This window comes from Pseudoneobacillus rhizolycopersici (genome assembly GCF_054786815.1).
Map to the genome: position 1 here is coordinate 44,246 of NZ_JBTOOE010000024.1, position 19,502 is coordinate 63,747.

A 19,502-nucleotide genomic window follows, 5' to 3' on the forward strand; every position below is an offset into this window, starting at 1 on the left:
ATTTTTTTATACATAAAAAAAATTTGATTTTCCATCCTACTTAATAGAGGGTGGTGTTAAGTATGTTTGGAAAAATAATCGGGGCTTGTTTCATCTTTCTTTTATTGTTTATTAGTGCCTGGTTAGTTGATCATACCCATCGGGGGAATAACGTGATTCAGCCTCCAGTCACTGCTGATGTCATTCCAATCAACGCCATTACAACGCCTTTGCAACACCAACCCATCGAGGTTTTTATGCCGAGGGAATATGTCAAAATCAAAAACATTCTCCAATAGAAAAACTCTGTCCATTGGCAGAGTTTTTTTCCATTTTATTTGAAAAAAATTTTTAGGAAAATCCAGAAAAGTTAAAAAATTTAGCCTTCATTCATGCTATAATAAATTTATAAATTCTATTTTGAGGGTGGTGAATGAATGGAAGGTCAGCAACAGCATTTGTTTATTGATTTCGAGTTTACAATGCCTGAAAAGAATAAAAAGAACCCCGAATTTTATCCGGAAATTATTGAGGCAGGCATCGTCGTTGTTCAAGAGGGAAAAATTGTTGAGCAATATTCTACCTTTGTTACTCCAATTAAATTTTCCAAACTGACTGATCGCTGTAAATCATTTCTGAATATTAGCCAAAAACAAGTGGACCAAGGGGTACCATTTTCCCATCTAGTTGAAAAGCTAAAAGGTTACCAAGCAAATGGGTCAACTGTTGTCGTGACATGGGGAAATATGGATATGCGCGTACTTCGGTCAAATTGTGAGAAGGCCAATTTAAAGTTTCCTTTCTTAACAAAAGAAATCGACCTTTCCATGGAGTATAAGCGATTTTTTGGTGACCAAAATCAAACAGGCCTATGGAAGGCTGTTCAAGAGTATGGAAAAGAGGGGACAGGCAAGCATCATCGTGCACTAGATGATGCATTAACAACCTATAATATTTTTAAATTAGTCGAAAAGGATAAGCGCTACCTTCAAAAACCTGAACCAACAACCATTGGCGACCGGATTGATTTTTCTAAAGTGTTCAATAAGTTCGCTTAAAAGCCAAATCACATCAAAGTGATTTGGCTTATATTATGTTTATTTAGGACTTAAAATATTCATTTTCCAGGCTAACGATATTTTTTAAGCTTAGCTCTGCCCATTGAGATTGATCATTTTTCAAGTCGGATTTTAACTTTTCAATAGCGACCTTTAAAGATTCCTGATAATCAGGAACTTCCTCAATAAATGGCTTCACCATCTGCTTCGGCACATTCGCTTGTTCGCGAAACGCTAAAGCTTTCCGTTCATGGAAAAATCCAAGGCCCACCTCTTTTGGATTATGTAAATCCCCTTGCATCGGATGTTTTAAAACGGCTAACGTTTTTACTAAATAGTGCTGCGGACGAATATCCGTAACCTCGCCAATGTATTTACCAGTTTTATAGATGGATGTTACAATATCCCCAATTGAAAGTTCAGACATTCTTTTAACCTCCTGTTTTGTCATTATTTTCATTATGTACAAATCTATGTTAAAAACCAAGTGCAAAAATAACAGAAATCGGGTAAAGTAAAAAAGTGGAGGTTGATAGATCAATGAAATTAAAATTAATGTCTTTACTAGTAATCATGTTATTAATTTTGGCAGCATGTGGAACATCAAAAGATAAGGAAAATGCTGACAAAACAAATGGTAGTGAAACAAACACTGAGCAGGGCAATAACGATGAAAAGACCGCACCAAGTACCGATGGTTATCCTCAACTCACAGCTGAGGTCCAGGGGAATGAACGTCTAGTGGCGATGAATACATCCATGGGTACAATTAAAATCAAACTGTTCCCGGATTATGCCCCAAAGACAGTTGAAAACTTTATTAAACATAGTGAAGAGGGGTATTACAACGGAGTCATTTTCCATCGTGTTATAAAAGATTTTATGATTCAAGGTGGCGACCCGGATGGAACAGGTATGGGTGGCGAAAGTATTTGGGGAGGGCCGTTTGAAGATGAATTTTCAGACAAGCTATTTAACATCCGCGGCGCCTTATCGATGGCTAACGCTGGACCAAATACAAATGGCAGCCAATTTTTCATTGTTCAAAATCAAACAGTTGATCCAGGCATGATTGACCAAATGAGACAAGCTGGCTACCCTGAAGAGGTTTTAAAAGCGTATGAAAATGGTGGGACTCCTTGGTTAGATCATGCACATACTGTATTTGGACAAGTTGTTGAAGGAATGGATGTTGTTGATAGCATTGCTAATGTCAAAACAGAAAGTGGCGACAGACCAGCTGAAGAAGTCGTCATCAAATCAATCGAAGTGCTTAAATAAGAATGGGCTTAAAAGTCATCCAGTATGCGCTGGTTGGCTTTTTTTTGTTATAATGATGATAAATAAGTTCGAAAAGGAGCTTTTGAATGTTAACGAGCTATATCTTATCCCTATTTTTATATTTTCCAGAAGATAAATCTGAATATTTTCCCGCTGTTCTCACCATGATTGTTTTTTTGATTTTAGCTGTTTTCACTATGCTATGGATTATTAAATACTCCAAAAAAGAAGCAGAGAAAACCAGGGCTTTGGAAGAAAGTCTATTGAAACAGATTGATGAAAAAAATCATGCGCAAAAAAATGAGGGAAAAGTTTAATTAAAAAGACAGTTGAGGACAAAATGACCGTCTAAACCGATCAAATTGTCCTCAATCGGGCTACCATAGTACAAAAATGCTAGAATTTGTTCATAAAACTTTTATAATTAAACATTTCCATTTTCGCAGGCGTTTCATTATAATATATATGCACAAGTTTATTTTTTTTTGTTGAATTGCGAAAACGTTTGCACAGCAAAAATAAAACAAAAAAGGATGTCATTAAAAATGAAAAGATTATTTGAAATCGATCGATGGAAAATTATTGAAAAAGACCTACATAAAGAAGATTTCCGCCTCGCCGAGAGTATTATGAGTCTTGGTAATGGGCACATGGGGATGCGCGGAAATTTTGAAGAGAACTACTCTGGGGATTTCCACCGTGGGTCTTATATAGCAGGTGTTTGGTTTCCAGATAAAACTCGTGTTGGATGGTGGAAAAATGGCTACCCGGAATACTTCGGAAAAGTCATTAACTCAACTAATTATATTGGCATCAGAGTTTTTATTGATAGTGATGAAATTGACCTTTACAAAAATAAGGTGACTGAATTTTACCGTGAGCTTGATATGCAGCATGGCGTCCTAACACGTAAGTTCACGATTCAGCAGGACGATAAAGAAACTAGGGTAGAGGTTGTTCGTTTCTTGTCAACTACCGAAAAGGAACTTGCGGTTATTCAATATAAGGTTACACCAATCAACCATAATGCTGAGATTACCTTTATTCCGTATCTTGACGGTGATATTCGTAACGAAGATTCCAATTACGATGAGGATTTTTGGTTGGAAGTTAGTCGTGAAGTAGGGGAATACAAGGGTAGCTTAGTGATGAAAACGAAAGATAATCCATTTGGTAGCCCAACCTTCCAAACAGCCTTACAAATGGAAGTGAAAGTAACAGGGCAAGTGTTGGACATTTCTACAAGCGAAAGAGCGGAGTACATTGAAAATAAAATTACCGTCAAAGGCGAAGCCGTTTTAGAAAAATACGTTGCGGTTACAACCGACCGTGATTACCCTACTAATCAATTGATACCAAAAGGGAAAGAAGTTTTAGCAAAATCTATAACAAAAGACTTTAATACCCTTTTAACTGAACATCAGCAAGGCTGGATAAAACGTTGGGAAAAAGCAGATGTTGAAATTAGCGGTGATGATGAAGCCCAACAAGGAATCCGTTTTAACCTATTTCAATTATTCAGCACCTATTATGGAGAGGATGCCCGACTTAATATCGGTCCAAAAGGTTTTACCGGTGAAAAGTACGGTGGGGCTACCTATTGGGATACTGAAGCATATGCGATTCCTCTTTACCTTTCAACAGCAAACCCAGAGGTCGCTAGAAATTTATTAATTTACCGACACCATCAATTGGATGGTGCTTACCATAATGCTAGACAGCAAGGATTAAAGGGTGCACTATACCCGATGGTAACCTTCACCGGTATCGAATGCCATAACGAATGGGAAATTACCTTTGAGGAAATCCACCGTAATGGCGCGATTGCCTACGCTATTTACAACTATGTCAATTATACGGGTGACCGCGACTACCTAAATGAATATGGGATTGACGTATTAACTGGCATCTCACGTTTTTGGGCGGACCGAGTTCACTATAATAAGAAAAAAGATCTCTATATGATGCATGGTGTCACTGGTCCAAATGAATATGAAAACAACGTTAACAACAACTGGTACACAAACCGAATCGCCGCTTGGACCTTAACCTATACATTAGATGTCATTGATTATTTAATTAAAAATGGTCACGCCGACCGGGTTACTGGACTAGATATAACAGATGCCGAGTTGGCAAAGTGGAATGAAATCATCGAAAAAATGTATCTCCCATACGATGAAGAACTTGGTGTATTTGTTCAACATGATACGTTCTTAGACAAGGATTTAATGCCGGCCAATCAGTTAAGTCCAGAGGACCGACCGTTAAATCAAAAATGGTCATGGGACAAAATTTTACGCAGCTGTTTTATTAAACAAGCCGATGTCCTTCAAGGCATATATTTCTTAAATCATGAATATTCCATTGAAGAGAAACGCCGTAACTTTGAATTCTACGAGCCAATGACCGTTCATGAATCGTCACTTTCCCCAAGCATCCACGCTGTTCTCGCGGCTGAGCTTGGAATGGAAGAGAAAGCTTACGAAATGTACCACCGGACCGCTCGCCTAGACCTTGATAATTACAACAATGATACTGAGGATGGTTTGCATATTACGAGTATGACTGGCGCTTGGCTTGCAATTGTTCAAGGATTCGCAGGCATGAGAACAGCCGATGAAACATTGGCGTTTGCACCGTTTATTCCTAGCACTTGGAACGGCTATTCCTTCAAAATCGTTTATCGTAATCATTATGTTAAAATTGAAGTCGATAAAGAGCAGATTCTCATCACTCAAGAAGGACCAGAGCTATCCATTAAGGTTTACGGGGATACGTATCAGCTCGGGGAAAATGGCCAGTTAGCCATTGCTATCAAACAGTAGGAGGGGTTCATATGGTTAGAACGTTACAGGCGTTTATTTTTGACCTAGACGGGGTTATCACCGATACGGCTGAATATCATTATTTAGCTTGGAAGGCCCTAGGTGAGGAACTGGGAATTCCTTTTACACGCGAATTTAACGAGGAATTAAAAGGGGTATCGCGGATGGATTCACTAGAAAAAATTCTTGCCCTTGGTGATCGGCAAGGCGATTTTACCTCCGAAGAGAAAGAAGCACTAGCGACGAAGAAAAATGAGCACTATGTTCGACTGATTGCAGGCATTAGCCCTGAAGATATTTTACCTAGTATTAGAGGATTAATTTCAGAAATTAAGGAGGGGGGCTATCGGCTCGGCCTAGCCTCCGTTAGCAAAAATGCTTTTACCGTCATGGATTCTTTAGACTTAACAAAAGAATTCGATGTCATCGTTGATGCCGCCACGATAAAAAAAGGCAAGCCAGACCCAGAAATTTTCTTAACAGCGGCGAAACTTTTAGAAGTGGACCCATCCGCATGCATCGGAATTGAAGATGCGGCAGCGGGGGTTGATTCAATCAAAGGAGCAGGCATGTTTGCAGTCGGAGTTGGAAGTGCAGAGTCACTTGCGAAAGCTGATTTAATCTACTCCACAACCGAGGCTCTGTCTCTATCGGAAATTATTAGTACTTTCCAATCAAGATAGCAAAAAAAGTGTCCCAACATGAAACTTTGGGACACTTTTTTTCGTAAATTTGTTGATTTTTAATGATACTTTTTATTGAAGGGCTCCTCAGCTCATATACCCAACTTCCGGGAATAACAAAATGTTTACTTCACCACTGCCAACACATCATTATTACTCAACACATAATTTCGTCCAAATACAGTGATTTCCAGTTCATCCCCACTTAATAACTCAATTCTAGTTTCTTCCCGATTCACCACTACACGTAAAGACCTACCGCAATATCGCAACGGAAACGAATAACCCTCCCACTCCCTTGGTAAAATTGGATGCAGGCTTAATCCGGTTTCCTTAATCCGTAATCCGCCAAAACCAAAGATGATGGCCATCCAGGTTCCGCCCATATTGGCCATATGCAGGCCGTCTTTCGTATTTCCATGAGTATTATCCAAATCCATTCGTGCTGTTTCAATAAAATATCGATAGGCTTTTTCATCATAACCCAATTTGGCAGCCATAATGCTAAATACACACGAAGACAAGGAAGAATCATGGGTTGTAACCTTTTCATAGTAGTTATAGGAATTACGCATGACTTCAAGACTTTGCTCATCCTCTAATAGAAAATGGGCCAAAATCGTGTCTGCCTGTTTGCAAACCTGATAACGGTAAAGGGTTAATGGATGATAGTGTAGTAATAACGGGAATTTTTCCTTCGGTGTTTGTTCCAAGTTCCAAACTTTCTTATTCAAAAACGTATCATCCTGAGGATTCATACCCAAACCCTCATCAAATGGCAAGTACATTTTATCGGCGGCTTCTAGCCATGAAACCACCTCAGCTTCAGCAAGACCAATTTTATCAACAACAACCTGTAAAGCCGATAAATCTCCATTTTGCAATAAGTGATAGACCTTTGCTGCCCAATGCAAATTATACTTGGCCATCACATTCGTATAGTAATTATTATTGACAATGCAGGTGTACTCGTCAGGACCTGTGATAGCATCAATTCGAAATTCGTCTCCTTTGAAGTGACCAACCTCCAGCCAAAGTCGGGCTGTCTCAAACAATAGTTCTGCCCCAAATTCTGCTAAAAACGCCACATCTTCAGTAGCTAGATAATATTGGATAAAGCTGTACGCAATGTCGGCGCTAATATGATATTGAGCCGAACCAGCAGGAAAATAGGATGAACACTCAGATCCGGATATTGTCCGCCATGGGAACAATGCCCCTTTTTGGTGTCCCATCTCCATTGCTCGCTGTCTTGCCCCATCTAATATCGAATAGCGATAAATCAATAATTTCTTAGCCATTTCCGGATTCGTCATGAGAAAGACGGGGAGCATATAAATTTCCGTATCCCAAAAATAATGCCCTTCATAACCCTCGCCGGATAGTCCCTTCGCCGCAATATTAGAAAACTTATCTTGACCAGCTGACTGAAGTAGGTGGTAAAGGTTAAAGCGAAGTCCTTCTTGCAGCTTGTCGTCTCCTATTATTTTAACATCGGCATTTTTCCAAAAGCGGGCGAGGAAATCGGTCTGCTTGTCTAAAAATGAATCAAAGGTGTCTGACTTGAAGCGAAGTGCCAGAGCTTCCTTGGTCGCAAACAAATCCTCACCATGGCGTAATGAATCAACAAAAATGTTTAATTTTTCAAAAACAATGGACCCTGATAGAACTCCAGTAAATTGGCTCTCAATTTCTCCTTTTCCGAAAAAATGGGCAATTGACCAGTTAGCTGGAACTCGATGAATAACGCCACAGCCAGCCCGAAGCTCCGAGCGCAGCGTCCGAACCTCGATATAGGAATCAGTTTGCCGGGTCACCTCTAGGCATTTGGCATGACCGGAGGAAACACGTGGGTCATTCGGATCTACGAAATTAGTGACATTCCCACTCACGGAGGAAACAATTCGAATCTCGCCAAAATAATTAACCGGCTCTATCACAAGTTTCTGGATAAACACTTCCTTCTCCAAAAAGGAAACAAGCCGTAAAAATCGTAGCTTTACTTCCTTTCCACCTGGTGAGCACCAATGAATAACTCTTTCGCTATACCCTTTATCTAAATGGAGGACGCGTTGATAGGACAAAACCTTTCCTGAAAAAAGCGAAAACTTCTCCTCACCTAAATAAATATTGATCGTTTGCGAATCAATCAAATTAACAAGCTTTTGCTGGGTTTCCGGAAAGGCGAATAGTTTTTCGCCGTAATCGATGGAAACAACATCATGAAAGGCATTGAGGTATGTTCCGCGAATGGAAGGACTTTCAGCGGAAAGGCCTTCCTCAAAATTACCGCGAACACCAAGATAACCATTTCCTGTAAAAAAGAGACTTTCTTCCGTTAAAATCTGTATTTCCTCTAAGGTATCTGAGCTGATTTTCCATGTCATTTTTGAACACCTCATCTTATTCCTTTACTCCACCAGACGTTAGTCCTGAGACAATTTGTTTTTGGAAAAATAACACCATTATTAATGTTGGTATGGTTACAATCGCTGTTGCTGCTGCAACTTCACCCCATAATATTTCAAACTGGGTTCGTAAAAACGAGATGGCTACTGGAACAGTATGATAAACTTGTTCAGAGTTTAACGTAACAGTTAACAGAAATTCATTCCAAGCTGAAATAAAGGTAATAATCGCCACTGTAAAAACACCAGGCGCCGCTAATGGGAACATAATTTTATATAGCGTTTGAAAAGGAGTAGCCCCATCGATTTTCGCCGATTCTTCAAGAGCCACCGGTATTTGATTAAAATGAGTCACTAAAATCCATACAGCCATAGGTAAGGTAATCGTTGAATAGGGTAGGACGATCATGTAACTGTTTAACCAGTCCAATTTTAAAAATAAATGATAAACTGGTCCAGTAATAATCATTTGCGGAAACATCGAAACGGCTAAGATTAGTCCTAATAAGATATTCTTCCCCTTAAAGTGAAACCGAGATATCGCATAAGACGAAAAAGTTGCAACGATTACCACATAAATGGTTGTCACGGAGGCTACGATAAAGCTGTTTATTATCGCTCGTAATATGTTTTTTTCAAACAAAACTTTTACATAGTTTACTAAAGTAGGGTCCTTCGGAATTACCCGAAAAGCCCCTTCACCAAAAATCTCCCCGGACGTTTTAAAGGAGGTGATGAATACCCAGAAAAACGGGAAAACCATGGCGAACAAGTAAAACACAAGAAACAGGCCAAAAAAGAACCATAATTTTCGTTTTGAAGCCACTATCATTCAACCTCCTTTAATTTTTATCCATCAAATTTGCGCCAAGAAATTTCACAAATAATGTCGCGATAAAGGCGACACATACAAACATTAGCATGACAATAATCGAACCGTAGCCGAAATTTGTTTGAGCGAACATGACCTTATAAGAGTAGATGGACAAGGTTTCAGTTTTACCACCTGGTCCGCCACCAGTAAGAACATAGATTAGATCGAAGACACGGAAGGCATCTAGCGTACGGAACAATAGAGCAACCAAGATGGAAGGTTTTAATAAAGGCAATGTTACTTTAAAAAAGGATTGAATCTTATTAGCGCCATCAATACTAGCAGCTTCGTACAAGGAATGAGGAATGTTCTGTAATCCGGCAAGCAGTAACAATGCCATATACGGAGTGGTTTTCCATACATCCGCCAAAATGGATGAAACCATTGCGCCACCACCGCTTAGTAGCAAGTCTTGCGATTGTTCGATTAAGCCAATCTGTTCAAAAAAATGAGCGACAATCCCGCTTGAGCCGTTGTATAAATAACTCCACATCAATGCAGCGACGGCGGTTGGAATTGCCCACGGGATTAATGAGGTTGTCCGAATTAACCCTTGGCCGGTCATTGCTTTGTTCAAAATAAGGGCCAGTCCGATTCCTAGGACAAGTTCAATGAACACCGAAACGATTGTAAAAAGGGTCGTATTCCATAAGGCAATGCCGACTCGCTCGTCCTTGAAAACTTTGCTATAGCCTTTTAGACCAATAAAGTTCGAGGGAATAATGCTGTTCTGAAAATCATCAACAAGAGCGGGTAAATCCTCTTTATGGTTCAATGTGTATTGGGTATTTAAATGTTCAACTAGCCCAGAAGCCTCTTTATGAAGGTTCTCGATTTCCGCACGTTGGTCATCGCTGATTTTGATAACCTTTTTTTGATTTTTGTATTGTTCCCCAATCGAATCTATACTCTTAGTAATCTCTCTTATCTTTTCTTGATCGTTGGTATCAGATACATTTGCCAAATCTTCTTCTAAAAACATTTTCACATAAAGTTGCGTTTCTTTAAAAAGGTCAACATTAAATCGTTCACTTAAATAAAGGCCGGCTTTTTGCTGGTCATTTAGTCGGAAATCAAAAAAGGTATAGGTAAATGACTGAATGACGGGCCATAGTGAAAAGACACCGATTAACAGAAGGGTCGGTAGAATATAAAGCCAGCCTTTTATGCCCAATTTTCGTTTCAACATGATTCACCCTTTCTTACAAAAGGTAGTTTACTAATTTTAAAAGGCTCTAATAAACTATTAGAGCCTATGGTCTAATAATTATTAAAGCCCTTGGCAATTCAAAATTACTGATTTAACGCTTCTTCAATTGCTCTGGCCGCTTCTTCAAGTCCTGTGCCGGAGCTTAAGTATTTATGGGCTTGAACTTGAATCGTGTCTGATACCTTTGAGTACTCAGGTGAAACAGGACGGGCAATCGTCGTTGTTAGAGCCTTTTGGAATCCTGGGAACGATAGCAGGGCATTAGAACCTTTTACTTCTTCATCATCCAATAATGCATTGTAACCAGGTAAGTATCCGCCTTCAGTAGACATGATTTTTTGACCTTCAGGTCCAGCAGCGAATTTTATAAACTCCCAAGCGCCATCTAAATGCTCGGAATTTTTATTAAGACCTAATAACCATCCACCAACAGAGCCGCCATTTGGCAGTGGTGCTATTCCTACTTGATCTTCCTTAACGGTTACGCCTTCTTCTTGTCCCTTAATCCGTCCAAATTGATATGGCCAGTTACGAGCGAATACGGCATTACCTTGCTCGAAGTTTGTGTGGGTTTCACCCTCCATAAAGTTTAAGATATCTTTAGGTGAAAATGGTGCCTTCGTGAACTTGTACATCGTTTCCAATCCGCCAGCAACATCACTGTAGGATTTTGTGTATTCGGTAACGTTAACGGTTAATCCTTCATATTGCTTTGACTGATAGGCGAATCCGAATTTTGTGCCAGCTTGACCGGTATAATTTTCAGCCATTGAATATAAATCATCGTAGCTATAGTCCCCGTTATTTAATTTAACTTTATCTTCATCACTGACAATATCAGAGCGATAGTACAGCAATCCTAAGTCAGGGAAGAAAGGAAGTGTATATTGTTTTCCTTTATAATTACCTGATGCCATTGAACCAGCGTTAAAATCGGCTTTGTTGTAGCTTGCCTCATTCATGCGAACATCGATTGGCTCAAGGTAGCCAGCTCCGGCAAATTCACCGGCCCAAACGACGTCAAGTGATAAAACATCGTATTCCGAAGAACCACTAGACAAAGAGTTTAATAGTTGGTCATGCATTTGGGCAGAGTCGTTAGTCATTTCAACCCATTCGATGTCATAATCTGGATTTTGCTCGTTAAAAGCAGCAATCAGCTTTTCAGTTGCCGGAGTATTGTCGTTTTGCGCTGCAAATTTTAAAACGATTTCTTTCTTTGGTTCGTCAACCTTTTCAGCGTCCTTTTCAGGATCCGCTTCGTTATTTGCTTTGTTACATCCAGCCAAAGCGATGCTGGCAGCGAATGAAACCGCTAACATTTTTGTCATCCATTTTTTCTCTTTCATGTAATAAGAACCCCCTTAGGCTTTTATAATTGAATTGTATTAATTTAGCAATTACAATGATATTAAAAATATAGTCTTTTTATTAAAATTTTGATTACAAAATGAGTGAGTGCGAATGAATTATCCTACAATTAAATCATCGATTATTAAAAAGTTTTACGAAACTCGAATGGAAAATAAACAAAATCTTTTTTACCATCCCTCCTACAATTTAGAGCAGCAATTAATGCATTCCATTATGAAGTGTGACGAAGACGGAGCAATTGCAGTACTAAATAAAATCAATCAACTCGACCGTGCCAAATTGGCTGAGGACCCGGTTCGTTCTTATAAAAATTCAATGATTTGTTCGTGTACTTTATTTACAAGAGCGGTCATTCGTGCCGGCCTTGTCCCCGAAGATGCCTTTAACCTTAGTGACGTTTATATTCAGCAGATTGAAAAGTTAAATGATATGAAGGAGCTATTTTTATTAGAATACGAGATGGTCGTATCTTTTATTGATCGGCTTAAGGTTGGCAGTGGACCTTCTTATAATTCTGTCGTTAATAAGGCAATAACCTTTATCCATCGGGAAATCCTTCATGAATTAACCCTTGAAAAAATCGCAGAACACGTGAATGTCCATCCAAGTTATCTCTCAAAGGCGTTTAAAAAATCAGTCGGGATGACCATTTCGGAATTTATCTCTCGGAAACGTATTGAAGAATCTAAGTATTTTTTGCTACACTCTAGTTCCAGTTTGAGTGATATTTCCCATCTATTTGGGTTCTGTAATCAGAGTTACTATACTTCTTTGTTTAAAAAATACACGGGAGTGACACCGAAGCAGTTTCGGGACCAACAGTCGCTAAGCTTGGAAGAAGAGTAATATTTGGTTTCTTATTATTTTGGCATTATAATGAGGGAAGGATTTTTATAATAGAAGGGATGATTTGTTTTGGCGAAGCAACAAATCGGTGTCGTTGGTGTCGGTGTTATGGGAAAAAGCCTGGCGCTGAATTTTGAAAGTAAAGGGTTTCCTGTGGCAGTTTATGATATATCGCAAGAAAAAGTGGAGGCAGTCCTAAGTGAGCATGAAGGGAAAAACATATTTGGCTCATGGAAGGTTGAAGAATTTATCCAGTCATTAGAAATACCACGAAAGATTCTACTAATGGTAAATGCCGGAGAAATTACTGATAAAGCGATTGAATCAATAGTACCTTATTTGGATAAAGGTGATATTTTAATTGACGGTGGAAATAGCTTTTTTGAAGATACAATTCGCCGAAATCAATACTTAGCAGAAAAGGGTATTCATTTTATCGGAGCTGGCGTTTCCGGTGGTGAAGAGGGGGCTTTAACTGGACCTGCCATTATGCCTAGTGGGGATAGGCTGGCCTATGACGAGGTTTCCCCTATGTTAACGGCGATTTCAGCAAAGGTAAATGGCGAGCCTTGCTGCACATATATTGGTCCAGATGGAGCCGGACACTATGTCAAAATGGTACATAACGGGATTGAATACGGCGATATGCAATTGATTTGTGAATCCTATCATTTACTGAAATCGGCTCTAGGATTAACAGCCTCAGAGTTGCACGAAATTTTTTCGGATTGGAATAAAGGAGAGCTAGATAGCTATTTAATCGAGATTACGGCTGATATTTTTACGAAAATCGATGAAGAATCTGGTAAGCCGCTCGTAGATGTTATTCTTGATACGGCTGGTCAAAAAGGGACGGGCAAGTGGACAAGCAAAAGTGCCCTAGACCTTGGGGTGCCGCTTTCGATTATTACGGAGTCAGTGTTTTCGCGATTCCTTTCAGCGATGAAGGAAGAGCGGGTTGCAGCAAGTAGTGTATTAAGTGGGCCAAGCAGTCAAACGTATCCAGGAAATCGTGATGAATTTATTGAAAAAATCCGTCGCGCCCTTTATTTGAGTAAAATTTGTTCCTATGCCCAAGGGTTTGCCCAATTCCGTTTAGCTTCTGAAGAATACGGTTGGGATTTAAAACCGGGGGAAATTGCGATGATATTTAGAGGTGGCTGTATTATTCGGGCGGCATTCCTCCAAAACATAAAAGACGCTTACGATCGTAATCCACAAATTAAAAACCTTTTGCTTGACCCATATTTTAAAGAAATCGTTGGTCGTTATCAGGAAGATGCACGCGATGTTGTTGCAACTGCAGTGAAGTTAGGAATCCCAACACCGGGTCTATCGAGTGCCTTGGCTTATTATGATAGTTACAGGTCGGCGGTTCTGCCTGCAAATCTTCTTCAAGCGCAAAGGGATTATTTTGGCGCGCATACTTACCAACGGATTGATAAAGAGGGAACCTATCATACGGATTGGCTGAAAAAATAGAGAGTGGAAGTGAAAATGGTGACAAAACAATGGTGGAAGGAAGCGGTAGTTTATCAAATTTATCCGCGCTCTTTTATGGATTCAAATGGTGATGGCGTCGGCGATATTAATGGAATTATTTCGAAACTAGATTATTTAAAAGAGCTTGGAATTGATGTGATTTGGCTATCACCGGTTTATCAGTCGCCAAATGACGATAATGGCTATGATATTAGTGATTATCGCGCGATAATGGACGAGTTTGGCACCATGTCCGATTGGGATAAGCTTTTAGACGAAATGCATAAGCGCGGAATCAAGTTAATTATGGATCTTGTGGTGAACCATAGTTCGGATGAGCATGCTTGGTTTGTTGAATCGCGCAAATCAAAAGATAATCCGTATCGGGATTATTATATTTGGCGAGAAGGAAAGGATGGGAAGGAACCGAATAACTGGGAGTCAGTCTTCAGTGGTTCTGCATGGAAATATGATGAGGCAACAGGTGAATATTTCCTACATCTTTTTAGCCAAAAGCAGCCCGATTTAAATTGGGAGAATCCTAAGCTTCGCCACGAGATTTATGATTTGATGAAGTTTTGGTTGGACAAAGGCATTGATGGATTTCGCATGGATGTGATTAACTTTATCTCGAAAGTTCCAGGTTTGCCGGATGGAGATAATCCTGAGGGGAAACGGTATGTTTCTGGAGCGCAGTATTATATGAATGGACCGCGTATTCATGAGTTTCTTCAAGAGATGAATCAGAAAGCTTTGTCTGGTTATGATGTTATGACGGTTGGGGAAATGCCGGGAGTTACCGTGGAGGAAGCGAAACTTTATACAGGTGAGGACCGCGGTGAGGTTAATATGGTGTTTCAGTTTGAGCATGTCGATTTGGATGCGGGACCTGGTGGTAAATGGGATTTGCGCCCGATGACACTTAATGCCTTACGCGATAATTTTACAAAATGGCAAAAAGGGTTAGAAGAGGTTGGTTGGAACAGTCTATATTTAAATAATCATGACCAGCCTAGAATGGTGTCTCGCTTTGGAAATGACTCGGAGTATCGTGTGGAGTCGGCAAAGATGCTGGCAACCTTCCTGCATACGTTAAAAGGTACCCCTTATATTTATCAAGGTGAAGAGCTTGGGATGACCAATGTTCGGTTTACCACGATTGATGAATATAGGGATATTGAGACCTTAAATATGTACCGTGAAAAAGTTGTGGAAAACGGTGAAGATGTAGAAACGGTAATGCAGTCGATTAATGTGAAGGGACGCGATAATGCACGAACGCCTATGCAGTGGGATGATAGTGAGCATGCCGGATTTACGACCGGGGAGCCTTGGATTACAGTTAATCCGAATTATAAGGAGATTAATGCTAAGTCGTCCCTTGCTGATCCAGGTTCAGTTTTTCATTATTATCGCCGCTTAATTGGGTTGCGCAAGGAAAACCCAATCATGGTGTACGGTTCGTACGATCTGATTTTGGCGAATCATGCACAGATTTATGCTTATGTTAGAGAGTATGAAGGACAAAAGCTTTTGGTTATGTTGAATTTCTCGGGAGAAGAGACTTTGTTTGAGCTACCTGAAGGCATTACGTATATAGAAAAGCGATTATTAATTAGTAATTATGAGGTTAGTGGGGATGAGTCGATTGAAAGCATCCCATTAAAGCCATATGAAGCAAGAGCTTATTTGTTGGGGTGATCATATAGATGGAAGTTCAAGAATTGCATATTGGGCTCGTTATCGCCTTAAATGAATGGGACCCGTTCGGATTAGGGTTCGGCAACTACGAAACTGAAATTGCTGACATCGTCCAGATTGTCCACACGACCGATAACGAAACGTTGTTAGCTAAGAAAATCCAGGAAGTTTACGAATTTTCATTCGAACAACTCATCCCAATAGACAACTGCCAAAAAATCGCCCGCGAACTTCTCCGAATCAAAAGCGCCGGTAGCTGCACACTTTAGTAATCTAAAGCAAGTGGGGACAGTCCCTCATCACTTCACCGCGGTGAAGAAATGAGGGACTGTCCCCACACGCTTTAACGCGTTAGTGTGTGAAGTCCAGTATGTGTTGGAGGGTTTCGTTTGGGCGTTCTTCTGGTACGAGATGGCCGGTGTTTTTTAGGATAATTAGTTTTGAGTTGTTTAGATCACTTTTTAGTTTTTTGCCAATATGAACTGGGACCACCTTGTCGTATTCGCCCCAGATTAAGAGGCAAGGAGTGTTAATTTGCTGCAGTTTGTCCGCTGTCAAATCTCCTTCGCGGTCACGTATCATCCTTGTTAAACCCTTAAAAACGTTATTCCCCTGGATAAAGGGCTGCAAGTATCCCTCAATCATCGTTTGATCAATCATCTTATGGTCATGGACCACATTCTGTAAATTTTTTTCAACACCCGATCGGGCTAACCAGCGTTTTACATACAAATAAAAGAAAGGTAAGTAGCTAGCTAGAATTAATGGGGGCTTTGAGCGCTCTAAATAGCCCGAACAACCTAATAAAATAGCATGTGAAACCAACTCAGACCGATAATAACAAATATTTAAGGCCACCTGTCCCCCCATCGAATGACCAATTAAAATGACCTCTTTTTTCCCCAAGTCATCCAACAATTTACTAATAGTCTTAGCGTGATTTTGTAAAGAAAAAGTATAGCCCTTCGTCATTCCACTTTTTCCAAATGGGGGAATATCTATCGAAATCACATGATAATGCTCCATTAGTAATGGTGTTAACCGGTGAAAACTAAATGTAGACGAAAGAAAGCCGTGGAGAAGTACGACCGTTTTTTCCGAAAACGGATGGTTAAAGTACTCGTAATAAAGACTAATTTTATCAGTTTCATAATATGCACTAAGTAATTCTTGTTCCATCTCCATCCACCTTCAATAGATAAAATAAAAAAAGGACTAACCAATATAGGTAAGTCCACTTCAAAAAGGGGGGAATACTAGAAAGCCTTTAAAATAAGCATTACCAGTTTCCTCCTTTTTCATACCTCAATAATTTAAGTATTTTTAAAGACTTTGTTCAAAGTCTTTTTTGTATTTTACTTGCTACTATGGTATAATTTTTTATTGCGTATATACAGGATAAATTAATTTAATAATTAGGAGTGTTTCTATGACTGAAAGAATCGAAGTAGGAAGTATTGTAACAGGAAAAGTAACAGGATTACAACCATATGGTGCGTTTATTGCATTAGATGAAACGAATCAAGGGTTAGTTCATATTTCAGAAATTACCCATGGATTTGTTAAGGATATTCACAATCATCTAAAAGTGGGCGAAGAGGTAAAGGTGAAAGTGTTATCCATTGACGAAGAAACGGGTAAAATCGGGCTCTCCATCCGAGCTACTGAAGAACCGCCTGTACAAACATTTGAAAAAAGCAAAAAACAAGTAAAGAAACGTCCAGTTCCAATCAAGACGGAATTAGAAATGGAACAAGGTTTTAATACATTAAAGGACAAACTTCAAGAGTGGATTGACCAATCACAACGCGAAGACTTAATTAAAAAATAAAACGCAAAAATATTTTGCGTTTAACTGTCAACAGGGAGCTTATGGCTCCCTATTTATTTTTCGTTATGTTCCATTTTTTCATTCGATATTGAAGGTTTTGTCTACTCATTCCTAGTGCATCTGCCGCTTTAGTAATGTTATAGCCGTGTTGCGTTAAAACCTTTATTAAATAATTGGTTTCCACTTCGGCCATAAATTTATCAAAAGTTTTGATTGATTGTGTTTTTTGTAAAAGGAAGTCATCGGTTCCTACCTGTTGCTGTTTTTGAGTCTGAAATTGAGATTTATTGCGAAACTGAATGGGTAAAAAAGAATAAGTAATAACTTCTTCGTGTTCCATTAAATTCATTGATCCTTCTATAATATGTTCAAGTTCACGAACATTTCCGGGCCATTCGTATGAGAGCAGCATCTGTAAAACTTCTTCAGAAACGGACTTTACCTGCATCGCGAATAGATGATTATATTTATCAATGAAAAAAGACACAAGCTCGGGAATATCCTCTTTACGTTCCTTTAATGGAGGAATAAATAACGACACAACACTTAGACGATAGAACAAATCCTTACGCAGCCTACCTTCAGAAATTGCATCGATGGGATCCTCATTAATCGTTGCAATTATTCTAACATCTACCTCACGATCTTTCGTGTCACCAACTCTTCTAAATGTTTTTTCTTGGAGCACTCGTAATAGTTTTGCTTGCAAGCTTGGATTTAATGAGTTAATTTCATCTAGTAAAAGCGTTCCACCATTTGCCTCTTCAAAAAGTCCTGGCCGTTCTATAGAACCAGTAAAAGCGCCTTTTTTCGTCCCGAATAAAATTCCCTCAATTAAACTATCTGGTAATGCTGCACAGTTTTGCGAAATATAAGGCTTATTGGCTCGTGCACTACCATTGTGAATACTTTGCGCAAACAATTCCTTTCCTGTACCAGTTTCACCAACGATTAAGATAGATGAATTGGTTCGAGTCGCCCGTTTACTTGCTTCAATGACTTCACCGATCGCTGTACTTCCACCAATAATACTTTCAAAGGTATAACGGGTATTACCAGTCTTATTTTGCAAGTTTTCTCGCAATAAGCGTTCATATTTCGTCACATCACGGGCAATTTCAACGGCACCAAGTTGAATGTCCCCGTTTAACAGTGGGATTGTATTATTAATGGTCGTAATTTCTTTCCCGGTATTATTGTAATACGTTTGTTTCACATTTAAGACTCTTCTTCTCTTATGCAATGCCTCAAGCAAAGTACTGTGACTATTTTGTTCAAAGGAAAAAACCTCTAGTAAATTTTTATCTAAAACGTCCTCGATATCCATGCTCTCGATTTCCATCATTTTTTTATTATAAAAAATGGTTTTGCCTTCTTGATTAATAACATGAATGCCTATATCAATCTCGTCTAAGATTTGCTGATAGATATTTACTTTTTGTAAAATTTCAACTGAATCTTGTTCGCTACTCATTTGCAAGTTCCCCTTTGAAAAGGATTAGTTAATAAAATTGTAAAGTGAATAAACATAATACGCAAGAAATTTTTGCATTAGTATGAATTTATGAGGTGATTATGCAAAAAAATATTGCGGTTTAGATGATAAAGTTTAAGTTTGTAGAACCAATTAAATTGGCATGAAAATTGCAATACTAAATAATGGTGGAAAATTGTCATTTTTGAAGGGGGATTCATTCATGGTACAACCATACAAACACGAGCCATTTACAAACTTTACGATTGATGAAAATCGTCAAGGTTATTTAACAGGCTTAAATACAGTAGAAAGCTATTTAGGTCAGGATTATCCACTCGTAATAGGTGGTGAAAAAATAACGACTGAAGATAAAATTGCATCTTACAACCCAGCTAACAAACAAGAATTAATTGGACGCGTTTCAAAAGCAAATCGTGACCTTGCCCAGCAGGCTATGGAAGCAGCGGTTG

Annotated in this window: 18 protein-coding genes and 1 pseudogene; 12 read left to right on the forward strand and 7 right to left on the reverse strand. The window is 39.1% G+C overall.

Features of this window, described 5'->3' with window-relative positions:
- The first annotated feature begins 62 nt into the window (after window positions 1–62).
- Both ACX9YW_RS19070 and kapD read left to right on the forward strand, forming a co-directional pair.
- Entirely contained in the window at window positions 63–278 is a 216-nt protein-coding gene (locus tag ACX9YW_RS19070) for a hypothetical protein (protein WP_460349457.1), read from the forward strand.
- A 138-nt stretch (window positions 279–416) separates the two neighbouring features.
- Window positions 417–1,037: a 3'-5' exonuclease KapD gene (kapD, locus tag ACX9YW_RS19075; RefSeq protein WP_460349459.1), complete on the forward strand. Its 621-nt coding sequence runs from the start codon at window positions 417–419 to the stop codon at window positions 1,035–1,037.
- Between the two features lie 43 nt (window positions 1,038–1,080).
- Here kapD and kapB read toward each other — a convergent pair whose 3' ends face one another.
- Entirely contained in the window at window positions 1,081–1,464 is a 384-nt protein-coding gene (kapB, locus tag ACX9YW_RS19080; RefSeq protein WP_460349462.1) for a kinase-associated lipoprotein KapB, read from the reverse strand.
- Between the two features lie 113 nt (window positions 1,465–1,577).
- Between kapB and ACX9YW_RS19085 the strand changes: the two genes are divergently transcribed.
- The 4 genes from ACX9YW_RS19085 (at window position 1,578) to pgmB (ending at window position 5,829) form a co-directional block, all read left to right on the forward strand.
- Window positions 1,578–2,318, forward strand: coding sequence for a peptidylprolyl isomerase (locus tag ACX9YW_RS19085; protein WP_460349464.1), 741 nt, complete (start codon window positions 1,578–1,580; stop codon window positions 2,316–2,318).
- 86 nt (window positions 2,319–2,404) lie between these two features.
- Entirely contained in the window at window positions 2,405–2,635 is a 231-nt protein-coding gene (locus ACX9YW_RS19090) for a hypothetical protein (protein ID WP_460349466.1), read from the forward strand.
- Window positions 2,636–2,863: 228 nt separating this feature from the next.
- Window positions 2,864–5,146: a glycoside hydrolase family 65 protein gene (locus tag ACX9YW_RS19095; protein ID WP_460349468.1), complete on the forward strand. Its 2,283-nt coding sequence runs from the start codon at window positions 2,864–2,866 to the stop codon at window positions 5,144–5,146.
- Window positions 5,147–5,157: 11 nt separating this feature from the next.
- On the forward strand, window positions 5,158–5,829 hold the full coding sequence (gene pgmB / locus ACX9YW_RS19100) for a beta-phosphoglucomutase (protein ID WP_460349470.1): 672 nt from the start codon (window positions 5,158–5,160) through the stop codon (window positions 5,827–5,829).
- Between the two features lie 125 nt (window positions 5,830–5,954).
- Here the strand turns inward: pgmB and ACX9YW_RS19105 are convergent, their stop codons facing one another.
- The 4 genes from ACX9YW_RS19105 to ACX9YW_RS19120 all read right to left on the reverse strand — a co-directional run bounded on the left by ACX9YW_RS19105 (window position 5,955) and on the right by ACX9YW_RS19120 (window position 11,670).
- A complete protein-coding gene (locus ACX9YW_RS19105) occupies window positions 5,955–8,216 on the reverse strand; it encodes a glycoside hydrolase family 65 protein (protein WP_460349472.1) in 2,262 nt (753 codons plus the stop codon).
- 16 nt (window positions 8,217–8,232) lie between these two features.
- Window positions 8,233–9,069: a carbohydrate ABC transporter permease gene (locus ACX9YW_RS19110; RefSeq protein ID WP_460349474.1), complete on the reverse strand. Its 837-nt coding sequence runs from the start codon at window positions 9,067–9,069 to the stop codon at window positions 8,233–8,235.
- Window positions 9,070–9,079: 10 nt separating this feature from the next.
- The gene (locus ACX9YW_RS19115; protein WP_460349476.1) at window positions 9,080–10,300 is read right to left on the reverse strand and encodes a carbohydrate ABC transporter permease; all 1,221 of its coding nucleotides are present in this window, start codon (window positions 10,298–10,300) and stop codon (window positions 9,080–9,082) included.
- A 104-nt stretch (window positions 10,301–10,404) separates the two neighbouring features.
- The gene (locus ACX9YW_RS19120; protein ID WP_460349478.1) at window positions 10,405–11,670 is read right to left on the reverse strand and encodes an extracellular solute-binding protein; all 1,266 of its coding nucleotides are present in this window, start codon (window positions 11,668–11,670) and stop codon (window positions 10,405–10,407) included.
- 115 nt (window positions 11,671–11,785) lie between these two features.
- Between ACX9YW_RS19120 and ACX9YW_RS19125 the strand changes: the two genes are divergently transcribed.
- The 4 genes from ACX9YW_RS19125 (at window position 11,786) to ACX9YW_RS19140 (ending at window position 15,993) form a co-directional block, all read left to right on the forward strand.
- Window positions 11,786–12,541, forward strand: a complete 756-nt coding sequence (locus tag ACX9YW_RS19125; protein ID WP_460349480.1) for an AraC family transcriptional regulator — start codon at window positions 11,786–11,788, stop codon at window positions 12,539–12,541.
- A 69-nt stretch (window positions 12,542–12,610) separates the two neighbouring features.
- Entirely contained in the window at window positions 12,611–14,023 is a 1,413-nt protein-coding gene (gnd, locus tag ACX9YW_RS19130) for an NADP-dependent phosphogluconate dehydrogenase (protein ID WP_460349482.1), read from the forward strand.
- Window positions 14,024–14,041: 18 nt separating this feature from the next.
- Window positions 14,042–15,724 carry a glycoside hydrolase family 13 protein gene (locus ACX9YW_RS19135; protein WP_460349498.1) on the forward strand — a complete coding sequence of 561 codons (1,683 nt, stop codon included), beginning with the start codon at window positions 14,042–14,044 and terminating at the stop codon, window positions 15,722–15,724.
- A gap of 23 nt (window positions 15,725–15,747) precedes the next feature.
- Window positions 15,748–15,993: a DUF1871 family protein gene (locus ACX9YW_RS19140; RefSeq protein WP_460349484.1), complete on the forward strand. Its 246-nt coding sequence runs from the start codon at window positions 15,748–15,750 to the stop codon at window positions 15,991–15,993.
- A gap of 82 nt (window positions 15,994–16,075) precedes the next feature.
- Here the strand turns inward: ACX9YW_RS19140 and ACX9YW_RS19145 are convergent, their stop codons facing one another.
- Window positions 16,076–16,903, reverse strand: a complete 828-nt coding sequence (locus ACX9YW_RS19145; RefSeq protein ID WP_460349486.1) for an alpha/beta fold hydrolase — start codon at window positions 16,901–16,903, stop codon at window positions 16,076–16,078.
- A gap of 250 nt (window positions 16,904–17,153) precedes the next feature.
- Between ACX9YW_RS19145 and yugI the strand changes: the two genes are divergently transcribed.
- Window positions 17,154–17,555: a S1 domain-containing post-transcriptional regulator GSP13 gene (gene yugI / locus ACX9YW_RS19150; protein WP_460349489.1), complete on the forward strand. Its 402-nt coding sequence runs from the start codon at window positions 17,154–17,156 to the stop codon at window positions 17,553–17,555.
- Between the two features lie 49 nt (window positions 17,556–17,604).
- Here the strand turns inward: yugI and ACX9YW_RS19155 are convergent, their stop codons facing one another.
- On the reverse strand, window positions 17,605–19,029 hold the full coding sequence (locus ACX9YW_RS19155; protein ID WP_460349491.1) for a sigma-54 interaction domain-containing protein: 1,425 nt from the start codon (window positions 19,027–19,029) through the stop codon (window positions 17,605–17,607).
- Window positions 19,030–19,252: 223 nt separating this feature from the next.
- Between ACX9YW_RS19155 and ACX9YW_RS19160 the strand changes: the two are divergent.
- Window positions 19,253–19,502: pseudogene (locus ACX9YW_RS19160) on the forward strand (L-glutamate gamma-semialdehyde dehydrogenase); the annotation flags it as partial.